The sequence below is a fragment of the Bacillus sp. 05T31 genome, assembly GCF_056396725.1.
In genome coordinates, this window is record NZ_JBFTMA010001364.1 from 1 (window position 1) to 467 (window position 467).

Sequence of the window (467 nt, forward strand, 5' to 3'; positions counted from 1 at the left end):
ATCATCAAGTACAACCGCTGCCATTCCTGGTAAAGATGCGTTAAAACTAATCGGTGCGATCGGCTTAATTAGGACATTCCCGAAAATCCCACCTGAAATTTCAGTTCCACCTGAATAGTTACAAATTGGTACTTTACCTTTACCAACTGTATTAAATAACCACATCCATGGGTCTGGATTCCAAGGTTCTCCTGTTGATGCGAATACTTCTAAACTCTTTAACGAGTGTTTATTTACATATTCATCACCTTTTGCCATTAATGCACGGATTAACGTTGGTGAAATACCGAGATGAGTAATTTCATATTTATCGACTGTCTCCCATAAGCGGTCTGCTTCTGGAAAGTCYGGGACACCTTCATACATAACCATTGTTGCGCCATTAATTAAAGAGCCGAATAGTAAAAATGGTCCCATCATCCAGCCCATATCAGTTACCCATAATACGCGGTCGCCTTGTTTTATAT

1 protein-coding gene is annotated in these 467 nt (G+C 39.9%); it reads right to left on the minus strand.

All coding sequences use genetic code 11. The annotated features are described in order from the left end of the window. Positions 1-467, minus strand: a 467-nt coding sequence (locus AC1DJR_RS33325) for an AMP-binding protein (RefSeq protein ID WP_477004602.1), incomplete at both ends; no start/stop codon positions are given.